12 protein-coding genes are annotated in these 11,821 nt (G+C 41.7%); all 12 read right to left on the bottom strand.

The genetic code is table 11. The features are described from left to right. The gene (gene rnc, locus MKY51_RS04480) at nucleotides 1-762 is read right to left on the bottom strand and encodes a ribonuclease III (RefSeq protein ID WP_339175521.1); all 762 of its coding nucleotides are present in this window, start codon (nucleotides 760-762) and stop codon (nucleotides 1-3) included. A gap of 204 nt (nucleotides 763-966) precedes the next feature. Then, nucleotides 967-1,203 (bottom strand): acyl carrier protein, encoded by a 237-nt coding sequence (acpP, locus tag MKY51_RS04475; RefSeq protein ID WP_008403327.1) that lies wholly within the window; start codon nucleotides 1,201-1,203, stop codon nucleotides 967-969. 305 nt (nucleotides 1,204-1,508) lie between these two features. After that, a complete protein-coding gene (gene fabG / locus MKY51_RS04470; RefSeq protein WP_251689399.1) occupies nucleotides 1,509-2,255 on the bottom strand; it encodes a 3-oxoacyl-[acyl-carrier-protein] reductase in 747 nt (248 codons plus the stop codon). Next, complete coding sequence (gene fabD, locus MKY51_RS04465) at nucleotides 2,246-3,199, bottom strand: ACP S-malonyltransferase (RefSeq protein WP_339175520.1); 954 nt, start codon at nucleotides 3,197-3,199, stop codon at nucleotides 2,246-2,248. Before fabD ends, fabG begins: the two co-directional genes overlap by 10 nt. A 25-nt stretch (nucleotides 3,200-3,224) precedes the next feature. After that, nucleotides 3,225-4,220 carry a phosphate acyltransferase PlsX gene (gene plsX / locus MKY51_RS04460; protein ID WP_339175519.1) on the bottom strand — a complete coding sequence of 332 codons (996 nt, stop codon included), beginning with the start codon at nucleotides 4,218-4,220 and terminating at the stop codon, nucleotides 3,225-3,227. Continuing rightward, complete coding sequence (fapR, locus tag MKY51_RS04455) at nucleotides 4,217-4,789, bottom strand: transcription factor FapR (RefSeq protein WP_339175517.1); 573 nt, start codon at nucleotides 4,787-4,789, stop codon at nucleotides 4,217-4,219. Before fapR ends, plsX begins: the two co-directional genes overlap by 4 nt. Nucleotides 4,790-4,905: 116 nt before the next feature. After that, nucleotides 4,906-5,325 (bottom strand): VOC family protein, encoded by a 420-nt coding sequence (locus tag MKY51_RS04450; protein WP_339175516.1) that lies wholly within the window; start codon nucleotides 5,323-5,325, stop codon nucleotides 4,906-4,908. 68 nt (nucleotides 5,326-5,393) lie between these two features. Then, a complete protein-coding gene (recG, locus tag MKY51_RS04445; protein WP_339175515.1) occupies nucleotides 5,394-7,433 on the bottom strand; it encodes an ATP-dependent DNA helicase RecG in 2,040 nt (679 codons plus the stop codon). A gap of 389 nt (nucleotides 7,434-7,822) precedes the next feature. After that, complete coding sequence (gene sdaAA / locus MKY51_RS04440) at nucleotides 7,823-8,743, bottom strand: L-serine ammonia-lyase, iron-sulfur-dependent, subunit alpha (protein ID WP_251689411.1); 921 nt, start codon at nucleotides 8,741-8,743, stop codon at nucleotides 7,823-7,825. 12 nt (nucleotides 8,744-8,755) lie between these two features. Beyond that, entirely contained in the window at nucleotides 8,756-9,418 is a 663-nt protein-coding gene (gene sdaAB, locus MKY51_RS04435; RefSeq protein ID WP_339175514.1) for an L-serine ammonia-lyase, iron-sulfur-dependent subunit beta, read from the bottom strand. Between the two features lie 311 nt (nucleotides 9,419-9,729). After that, nucleotides 9,730-11,376, bottom strand: coding sequence for a DAK2 domain-containing protein (locus tag MKY51_RS04430; protein WP_339175513.1), 1,647 nt, complete (start codon nucleotides 11,374-11,376; stop codon nucleotides 9,730-9,732). 18 nt (nucleotides 11,377-11,394) lie between these two features. Then, a complete protein-coding gene (locus MKY51_RS04425) occupies nucleotides 11,395-11,757 on the bottom strand; it encodes an Asp23/Gls24 family envelope stress response protein (protein ID WP_008403339.1) in 363 nt (120 codons plus the stop codon). Nucleotides 11,758-11,821 lie beyond the last annotated feature (64 nt).

The following is an 11,821-nucleotide window of genomic DNA, read 5'->3' as shown; positions in this document are numbered from 1 at the left end:
TTATTCCTCCTCTTGCTTTGACTGCTTAAGCATCAGCATGGCACTTTGTGCTGCTTGCTGCTCAGCCTCTTTCTTTGATTTTCCACGGCCAATACCTAACTCCTGGCTGTTTAACAATACGCGTGAAACGAATGTTCGATTATGCGCTGGTCCTTTTTCATCAACAATCTCATAATGTAAAAGGCCGTTGTTTGTTTGTTGAATAATTTCTTGTAATTGACTTTTAAAATCCATCACATGCGAAAAAGCACCGACTTCAACTTTAGGGAATACGACACGTTCTAAAAATGCGACAACTACTTCCAGACCTTGATCTAAATAAAGAGCTCCGACAAATGATTCAAATACGTCAGCAAGCAATGCCGGACGTTCACGACCACCTGTTAATTCTTCACCTTTACCTAATAAAACAAATTGCCCGAAGTTCAGTTCATTCGCAAAAACAACTAGTGATGGCTCACAAACGATTGATGCACGTAATTTCGTAAGTTCCCCTTCGCTCATATGCGGAAATTTTTCAAATAAATATTTTGATACAGATAACTCTAAAACTGCGTCCCCTAAAAATTCTAATCGCTCGTTATCCGTAAATAATTTGCGGCGATGCTCATTCACATAAGATGAATGTGTAAATGCTTGATATAATAAATCTTTATTCTGGAAATGAATGTTCATTTCGTTTTCTAAAACTTCAAATTGTGATTTTACTTTTTCAGGGAGTACCCCGGGTTTCTGGTTGTTCCCTTTTTTTCTATAGGTCATGTACTTTCTGCCTTCCTTCTAGTTTCTATCGTTTAGTTTACCTTGTTCTATAGCAATGTGCAAAGGGTATCAGTCAAATTCCTATCAAATTTCGTTTTATTTGTTCACTCCACTAGAAACTGCTATTTAACGCAATTTTCAGACGTAAAAAAGGCTGTACAAAAGTCGTTTTGACCTCGTACAGCCTTATGTTTTATAAATGAATTAGCTAATTTTGCTTTCGATGTATGAAATTGCATTACCAACTGTTGCAATTTTTTCTGCATCTTCATCAGAAATTTCCATATCGAACTCATCTTCAAGTTCCATTACTAACTCAACAACATCTAATGAATCTGCACCTAAATCCTCACGGAATGATGCTTCTAATTTCACTTCGCTTTCGTCAACGCCTAAACGGTCAACGACTACTTTTGAAACACGCTCAAATACTGTAGACAAATCAGTCACCTCCCCTCAAGAATTCTACTTTAATAATATCACTAACATTGGTTTCTGCTACTAACAAGCGAAATTAGAGCTCGCTTTCCACGGGCGGTGCCAATCCTCCTCGTCGCTACGGTGCTCCTGTCGCTTTCGCTTTCGTCGCAAATAAATTTCCTGCGGTGTATCGGCAGTCCCGCTATTCCCGTAGGAAGCTTGCTTGTAGCGAAAGGCTTAGCCGTCAGCTACACTCGAGCTCATTTCGCTAAGTTTCCCATAAATATTTACAGCCTGTAGCTTATATATTATATATTTCAATAATCTTAAGCCATTACCATGCCGCCGTCTATTTGCAGTGTTTGGCCTGTAATGTAATTAGAACTGTCTGATGCGAAAAATACGACAGCTTTGGCGATATCTTCCGGTTGGCCCAATTTTGCCAACGGAATTTGTTTAAGCATACCTTCTTTCAAATCTTCCGGTAAGCCTTCTGTCATTTCCGTTGTAATAAAGCCTGGAGCAATAGCATTGACTAAAATATTACGTGAAGCAAGCTCCTGCGCAGTTGTTTTCGTTAAACCGATGACACCCGCTTTTGCCGCTACATAGTTTGCCTGTCCGGCATTACCTGCAACCCCGACGATCGAAGAAATATTAATGATGCGTCCTGCACGCTGTTTCATCATTTGACGCGTTACAGCTTTTGTACAAAGGAACACACCTTTTAAATTCGTATTGATGACATCATCCCATTCGTCATCTTTCATACGCATTAACAAATTGTCGCGCGTGATGCCCGCATTGTTCACTAAAATATCAATCGAACCGTACGTATCAAGCGCCGATTTCATTAAATTCTGCACAGAATCCGCGTCTGCTACATTCGCCTGAACAGCAATTGCTTCGCCGCCATTTGCTTTAATTTCTTCTACTACTTCCTGTGCCTTTTGCTCGCTCCCGCTGTAATTGACAACAACTTTTGCACCTTCACTTGCCAATTGTAATGCGATTGCGCGACCAATGCCACGAGATGCCCCTGTTACAACTGCACATTTCCCTGTTAAACCCATTGTTTCCACTCCTTTGATGCCTCAACAACTTGTGTTAAACTCGCCTCATCATATACACAGTAAGTTTGTACATTGCGGTCGATTTTTTTCACTAAGCCTGATAATACTTTTCCAGGTCCGCATTCGATAAAGACTGTTACCCCTTCAGCAATAAGCTTTTCAATGTTTTGCTGCCATTTTACAGAGCTTGTTACTTGGGCAACCATTTCTTCTTTAATTGCTTCCACCGTTGTTAAAAGCTCTGAAGTTACATTGCTCACTACCGGAATTTTGGGTTCCTGCAATGGTAAATTTTCTACTGTATCTTTTAAATTATGTGCCGCTTTCTGCATTAATGAACTATGGAAAGGACCGCTCACGACTAATGGTAAAGCTCGTTTTGCTCCCGCTTCCTTCGCTCTTATACATGCCTCGTCAACACCTTGTTTCGTCCCTGAAATCACAATTTGGCCCGGACAGTTGAAGTTCGCCACTTGAACGACTTCTCCTTCAGCGGATACTTGTTGGCAAATGGCGTCCAGCTTTTCTCCATCTAACGCCAATATAGCTGCCATTGCTCCTTGACCTGCAGGTACTGCCTCGTCCATAAATACACCCCGTCTATGAACTGTTTGAACTGCATCTTCAAAATCAATTACTCCTGAAATGACAAATGCACTGTATTCTCCTAATGAATGTCCCGCAGTATATTGCGGTGCAATACCGGCTTCAATCAGCTTGTTTGCGATCATCACCCCTGATGTCAATAAAGCTGGCTGAGCATGGTATGTCAGTGTTAATGTTTCTTGCGGACCGTTCAGCATATAGTCCGACAGTGGAAGGTTCAACACTTCGTTTGCTCGTTCATAATACTGTTTGCTTACTTCATCATTCGCAACAAACTCCGCACCCATCCCTACAGTTTGTGAACCTTGTCCTGGAAAAATAAAAGCAACTTTTGTCATTTGATAATCCCCTTTGTGAAAAAGCTTATTCTGGCTTTGGCAATTGCTCAATCTTTTTAGTAATTGTTTCGCATACTTTATGCTCTACCATAATTGTCGCTTGACGAATTGCACTGTAAATCGCACGTGCATTCGAAGAGCCATGCGCCTTAATAACAGGTGCTTTCAGGCCGAATAAAGCCGCACCACCGTATTCTGTATAATCCATTTTATCTTTTAACTGCTTCAAGTCGTTTTTTACTAATGCAGCAGCAATCTTTGTTTTTGTTGTAGCAAATAATGCATCCTTCAACATTTTGAAAACCGTACCCGCTGTACCTTCGATTGTTTTCAGCACCATATTGCCTGTAAACCCATCCGTTACGACAACATCCGCGACCCCATTCAGTAATTCGCGTGCTTCCACATTACCTTCAAAGTTGAAATCCGCTTCTTTCATTAATGTGAATGCCGATTTAGTTAATTCATTACCTTTTTTATCTTCCGTTCCGATATTCAATAGTCCAATACGTGGTGATTTTTGACCGCGTACTTGCTTCACATAAATATCACCCATGATTGCGTACTGTAATAAGTTTTCAGGTTTTGCATCTGCATTCGCCCCTAAATCAAGCATTAGGAAGCCGTCACCATTCATCGTCGGTAATGTTGTTGCTAATGCAGGACGTGCGACCCCATCAATACGTCCTACTTTGAAAAGTCCGCCTGCCATTAAAGCACCCGTATTCCCAGCCGATAAACAAGCGTCCGCTTTTCCTTCAGCAACTGCATCCAGCATACGTGCCATTGAAGAATCTTTTTTACGTCGTACTGCGCGTGCCGGATCATCTTCTCCCTCTACAACTTCACTGCAATGAACAACCGTCAGGCGATCATGGTTCTTTAAGTAAGGCGCCATTTTCTGTTCATCGCCATACAGATCAATTGTTAATTTCGGAAAATCTTCAAGCGCCATGAAGACACCTTCCACGATTGCTTTTGGTGCGTTATCTCCGCCCATACCATCTACTGCTATTTTCATGTTGTTTCTTCACCTTTCATCCGATACATTTCAAACTCTCCTTTGAAAACTAGTTCATTATCAACAGAAGAAGTTACTTCGATAAATGTACGGTTTTTATCAGGGTTTTTCCCTTTTACAACGGCCTTCGTTACGACACGATTACCTGCTCGAACCGGTTTCACGAAAGCTACATTTGATTTTACAGTAAGGGCAAGCTCATCATCAATTACTGCAACCGCCAAAGAATTGGCCTGTGCAAATAGATGGTGACCGCGCGCTATGCCATTGCGCTGGAAAACATGCTCTTCTCCAACATCAAATATTGAAATTGCCCGGTTATCCAGCTCTATATCAATAATTTCACCGATGACTTCATCGAGTGGCAACGATTTTACTTCATCATATTTTTTAGCAGCAACATCTTTAATACGTTCACGCAATTCCGGAATAGCGAGTTCCATGCGATCCAATCGAATTGTTTGAACGCTCACATTAAATTCAGCTGCTAATTGTTCATCTGTCACGAAAGGATTGTCTGCGATCTGCTCAGTCAATAACGACTGTCGCTCTTTTTTGGAACGCTTCATCGTATTTGTTACCTACCTTTAATTTTCTAAAAGATTAGTATTAGCACTTGGTACTAATATCAATATACATGTATAAAAAAAAGAACGCAACAACTTTTTGTCGCGTTCTTGAAATCTTATGCTTCAAGGCTTAGCTGCCACAGCACCCCGAACTTGTCTTTCACCTGACCATAGCACTTGCTCCAAAAGGTCTCCTGTAACTCTATTACGACCTTTCCGCCTTCTTTTAAACCATCGAAGATATATCGGATTTCCTGCTCATCTTTTGACGTATAGGCAATGCTAATATTGTCCCCTACCGTCACTTGCGGAGAACCCGGATACGTATCGGAAAACATCATTTGACCTTCCTGCAATTCAATTTGCGCATTCATGACCAGATCTTTTGCTTCTGGTGGAATAGGGTTCTCAGGGTTTGGCGGTAATTCTCCAAATGTTGAAATCGTTACACTTTTGGCGTTAAATAATTCTGCATATAACACCACTGCCTCTTTTGCTTGTCCATTTAGTACGAAATACGGATACATGTTTCCCATCTTATAACCTCTTTTCAGCATTTTTAAGTAGCTTAAATAGTTTTCCACCAAATACAGGTTCTAATCGTTTAATCGATCCGTTCTCCTTGCAGAACGCCGGAAGCCGTTAAATCCTCCCGTAAAAATTCATATTCCGGATCTTGCCAGAATGCTTCATCATAGAGCATTTTTTCGGCATCCTGTCTTGCTGTTTCAAGTGCCCGGTAATCATGAACAAGATCTGCCAGTTTAAATTCCGGCAACCCGCTTTGTCGTTTACCGAAGAAATCCCCTGAGCCGCGCAATTCCAAATCTTTTTCAGCCAGGCGGAAACCGTCATTCGTCTCGGTCATACTCATCATACGTTCTTTTCCTTCATCTGTTTTCGGATCAGCAATCAGTACACAATAAGATTGATGTTCTCCCCGGCCAACACGTCCGCGCAGCTGGTGAAGCTGAGCTAAACCAAAACGCTCGGCATCATAAATTGTCATGAATGTCGCGTTTGGAACGTTTACCCCAACTTCGACAACAGTTGTCGATACAAGTACATGAATTTCTCCATCACTGAACGCTCGCATGACCGTATCTTTTTCGTCCGAATGCAATCGACCGTGCATCAGGCCGATTTCAAAACGGTTGCCGAAATATGCCTTTAATTGTTCATAAGCTTCCACTGCATTTTGTACATCGAGTTTATCGGATTCTTCGATTAATGGAGCAATGACATACGCTTGGCGGCCTGCTTCAAGTTCTTGGGTCATGCGCATCAGCACACTGTTCAGCTGTTCTTTTTTCAGCCAATGCGTTTCAATTTCTTTCCTTCCTGCAGGCAATTCATCAATAATCGAAACATCCATCTCGCCAAAAGCTGTAATGGCTAACGTACGAGGAATAGGTGTTGCGGTCATGAAAAGCACATCCGGATTTTCACCTTTTTCGCGCAGTACACGACGCTGTTCTACACCAAACCGGTGTTGCTCATCCGTAATGACAAAGCCTAACTTTTTGAATTCGACATCTGGCTGGATAAGTGCATGTGTCCCAATGAGAATATCGATTTCTCCTGCTGCGAGCTGCGCTAACAATTCACGGCGTGCCTTTGTTTTTGTGGAGCCCGACAATAATGCGATCTTAACACCGATCGGATCAAACCACATATGCAGGTTTTCAGCATGCTGCTCGGCTAAAATTTCGGTCGGTGCCATTAAAGCCCCTTGATAACCTGCCGTTACAGCGGCATATAGACCGATTGCCGCAACAACCGTCTTCCCTGATCCAACATCCCCTTGAAGTAGACGATTCATACGTTGCGGCAGCAGTAAATCTTTGCATATTTCATTGACAACCCGCTTTTGGGCCCCAGTTAATTCATACGGCAGAGTTGCAATAAATTCCTTTAATTTTTCCAGGTCAAAGCGGACGGAAATCCCTTTTTCATTTTCCTTATTCGCTTTTCTCAATGCTTGAATACGCAGCTGGAACTGCAGTAATTCCTCATAAACGAAGCGGCGGCGCGCCTGTTTTGCATGGTCTGCACTTTGCGGGAAATGTACCCCTTCGAGCGCTTCTTGAATATTGACCAACTGGTAGTTTTCACGCAGATAGTGCGGCAATGTTTCAGGTAATTGATCCTTCACGGTATCCAACGCTTGGCGCATATATTTACGGAAGCGCTTTTGCTGAATATTCCCTTTTAAGCTGTAGACAGGCTCAAAATCAACTTGTTCTGTTTTCGGTCCGAACGTCACGGACGAACCGACAATCACTTGGCGACCGCGATCCCATTTCCCGGTAACCGTAATGATGCCGCCGGTTGAAATTTTTTGCCGTAAATAATTTTGATTGAAAAACACAACTTTAATTAAATGTCTTCCTGCAAGAGCCGTAAATTGCAGTCGTGACTTGTTTTTCCCTAAAAACAATACGGTCGGTTCACTTTCGACACGTGCTTCAATCGTTACACGCTCATTATGCGGTGTTTCAGTCAAATCTTTTAATCGAAAATCTTCATGGCGGTATGGAAATGTCCAAATCAAGTCATGGATTGTCTCGATGCCAATTTTCATTAAATTTTCGGCTGTTTCTTTTCCGATTCCCTTTAATTGTGAAACTGGCTCATGAATCATTGTTGACACTTCCTTCCTTTACGAGTTTTAATAATTTAACAATATCATAAAATGGGTGCATACGTTCCCTCATAAACTAAAAAAGCCAAGGCAAACCCAAAAATAACATTTTTCTCTATGAGAAAAATGTTATTTTTTCGCTGTGCGTAAAAATTGATTTCCATTCCGGGGGCGTGAGGCCAACACGATGTTGGTCACAAAAGCGTTGCCACAGGACGTGGCGTTCTTAGCTTTTGTTCCTAGTCTCAGGCGTCACGCTATTCCCCCAGGAGTCGCCCCTCCATTCCAATCAATTTTATAAATTATCCGTTTCTTAATACAGATTTTCAGCTTGTTCTATGAAATTTCTACTTCTGCCCGCCCGATTTTTGAATATCTCATTAGATTAATTAGTTACTGCCTACACGCGATTTCAGCAGGCTTTTCAGGTCTCCGCCTTCAAAGATTGCATGGGTAATGGCTTTGCCTGTAGGTGTTGCAGCTAAACCGCCACGTGCTGTTTCTTTCAAGTTCGGGCTCATTGCCTGACCGATTCGGTACATTGCGCCGATTACCTCATCACATGGAATACGGCTTGTCACACCTGCTAAAGCCATATCCGCTGCGACTAATGAGTTGGATGCACCCATTGCATTCCGTTTAACACAAGGTACTTCAACTAAGCCTGCAACAGGGTCACATACTAATCCAAGCATATTTTTCAATGTGATGGCAAATGCTTCCGAACTTTGCTGTGCTGTTCCGCCAGCCATTTCGACAATCGCAGCAGCGGCCATTGCCGATGCACTGCCGACTTCCGCCTGGCAGCCGCCTTCAGCACCCGAAATAGAAGCATTGTTCGCCACGATAAATCCGAATGCTCCGGACGTGAATAAATAGCGAATCATTTGTTCACGTGTCGGATTTAATTTATTTTGAACGGCAAACAATGTCCCCGGAACTACTCCTGCTGAACCAGCAGTTGGTGTCGCACAAATTGTACCCATTGCCGCATTCACTTCGTTTGTTGCAACCGCCTTGCTGACAGCATCAAGTAAAAGGTCTCCGGCTAATGTGTTGCCTTTTTTAATATAATTTTGAATAAGTACAGCATCGCCACCCGTTAAACCTGTTACGGATTGTACACCTTTTAAGCCGCGCTCTACCGCTTCTTCCATAATCGTTAAGTTGCGATCCATCTGTGTAAAAATTTCTTCACGCGAGCGACCTGTAATTAACATTTCCTGTTCGATCATCAATTCGGAAATCAGCTTTCCTTCTCTTTCGGCTAACTCCACCAGCTCACGAACACTGCGGAATAAAACATCCATATTTGCCACCCCTTAGTTATTAATTTTCGATACTTTCGTAATATGCGGAATGTATGAAATTTGCTCTAACAGACGCTGATCAATGTTTTGATCGACTTCGATTACCATTAAAGCGGTTAAACCACGTTCAATACGCGATACTTCCATATGTCCAATATTAACATCATGCATGGCTAAACAATTCGCCACGTTCGCAATACAGCCTGCACGGTCATCATGCACAACTAAAATTGCCGGCATTCCGCCTGTCAGACGCAGCTTGAATCCGTTCACTTCACTAATTTCAATTTTACCGCCGCCGATTGAAATACCTTCAACGCTCATTTCCGATTCGTCATCGCCCATCAATATCCGAGCAGTATTTGGATGTTCTTTATTAGCTGTTTCCGGAATGAATTCAAATTGCAAGCCTGCTTTTTCTGCTTCGGCAAAAGAAGTTTTAATACGTTCATCATCTGTATCGTAATCTAGTAAGCCACCGATAATTGCCACATCTGTTCCATGGCCGCGGTATGTTTCGGCAAAAGAACCGTATAAATAAATTTTCGCCCATTTTGGCTGGCGTCCAAACAAGTCGCGTGCAACACGTCCAATTCGTGCTGCCCCTGCTGTATGTGAAGAGGATGGACCAATCATAACAGGTCCAATAATATCAAAAACCGATGTAAATTTCATAAAGTTATCCCCCCATATTCTTTCATACTTTCATTTACTCCTAGTGTACTCATTTTCTCTGCAATTAACAAACTTCTTGTTGTAAAAACAGAATAATAACCAAATTGAGGATGATCCTCCATAACTTTACGCAGACGTGTAAGAAGTAAGGGGGTAAAGTGATGGAAATATCCCCCTAAACTAACTTTATACAGGAAAACCGACTGAATACAAGGGAACTATACAGCCTTCCAATTCAACCTTTTTCACTCTACTCAAACGTAATGAAAGCAGTGCATACATGAATGTACACACTGCTTTCACTATTGATTTTATTCTACAGATAAAATGAACGGATACAGGGATTGCTTGCCTTCAACAATTTCCACTTCGGCATCCGGGTAATTTTCTTCGATAAAGTTTTGTAATTCATCGGCTTGTTCTGCTGTCGCATCTTCACCATAAATGATTGTGATGATTTCTGAATCTTCATCCATTAACCCATCAAGCACTTTTTTCGCTGCATCCATCATTTCAGGAGTCGATAAAATAATTTTACCTTCAGCCAATGCCATATAATCATCTTTGCGAATTTCAACACCGTCGATCGATGTATCGCGTACCGCAAATGTAACTTGACCAGTCTTCACATGTTCAAAGCCTTGTGTCATGTTTGCTTTATTCGTTTCAACCGATTCAGCAGGATTGAATGCTAAAATAGCTGCCATTCCTTGAGGGATCGTTTTTGTCGGCACAACCGCTGCTTCAATTTCCAGAAGTTCAGCCGCTTGCTCTGCCGCCATAATGATATTTTTATTGTTCGGTAAAATCAGTACTCGCTCTGCACCAATTTCTTTAACCGCTTTTACGATATCTTCTGTAGAAGGGTTCATCGTCTGTCCGCCTTCAATTACATAAGAAGCACCGATTGAGCGTAGCAGATTCGATACACCTTCACCCATTGCAATCGTTACAATCGCATAAGGTACTTTTGCTTTTTGCTGTTTTGCAGGTGCTTGTGGTGTATCGTTAACAATCGCAGAATGCTGTTCACGCATATTGTCTACTTTAATTTTAATTAAGCTACCATATTTTTGACCCGCTGCAAGTACGGCACCTGGAGTTTCCGAGTGTATATGTACTTTTGCAATTTCATCGTCCGAGATAACTAATAATGAGTCACCCATCGGATTCAGTTCTTGGCGGAACTGCTCTTCGTCAAATGGTGATTTATCTTCCTCGAAGCGCACCATGATTTCTGTACAGTAACCAAATTCAATGTCAGATGTGTCCATGAAGTCTTGTACACGGTGATGTTCTGCATTAATTAAATCATCCAGTGAAGATTCATTTTTTTCCGGTAGTGGCTCGCCTTTCATAGAAGCAAGGAATCCTTCGTATACGAACAGTAATCCTTGGCCGCCGCTATCAACAACACCCACTTCTTTTAATACAGGTAAAAGATCCGGCGTACGGTTTAATGATTGTTTTGCTTCCTCGATGAATGCTTCCATAAGAACAATCATATCTTCTTCTGTTTCAGCAACTTCCACACCTTTTGCTGCGGCTTCACGAGCAACCGTTAGGATTGTCCCTTCCACTGGTTTCATAACGGCTTTATAGGCAGTATCTACACCAGCCTGGAATGCATTCGCTAAGCCTTTTGCATCGATTTCAGCTTCTTTTTCAATCGCTTTACCGAACCCGCGGAATAACTGTGATAAAATTACGCCTGAATTTCCGCGTGCACCCATTAGTAAGCCTTTTGATAACGCCTGAGCTGTTTTACCGATATGTGCACTTACATTGGCTTCTGTTTCATCTGCACCAGATGTCATTGATAAATTCATATTTGTCCCCGTATCACCATCCGGCACAGGGAATACATTTAGCGAATCTACATAAGCTGCATTTTGGTATAGGTGATGTGCACCCATTTGTACCATTTCAGCAAATTTAATTCCGTCTAAAGACTTCATTCGATTCATTTCCTCCTCTTACACATTCGCAACACGAACGCCTTGAACAAAAATATTAACTGATTTAACGCTCATACCTAATGTTTTATTTACTGTATATTTTACTTTGGATTGTACTTGATAAGCGATTTCAGAAATTTTCGTACCATAGCTTACAATAATGTACATATCAATATGTAAGTCATCACCTTCTTGGCGAATGAGCACACCTTTTGCGAAATTCTCTTTTCGTAAAATATCTGTTAAACCATCACGAATTTGATGTTTTGATGCCATGCCTACAATGCCATAGCATTCAATCGCTGCTCCACCAGCAATTTGAGCAATAACATCATTGGATATATCAATATGACCGAATTCGTTATTTAATTCTACTGACATAGTGAATGCCCCCTTGGCTCTATTTGACTAATTTATATTGTACTACACAAAAGTCGATTATAAA

Source organism: Solibacillus sp. FSL R5-0691 (genome assembly GCF_037974225.1).
Classification (GTDB): domain Bacteria; phylum Bacillota; class Bacilli; order Bacillales_A; family Planococcaceae; genus Solibacillus.
Note: the sequence above shows the minus strand (reverse complement) of the source record. Positions and strands in the feature narration are given on the sequence as shown.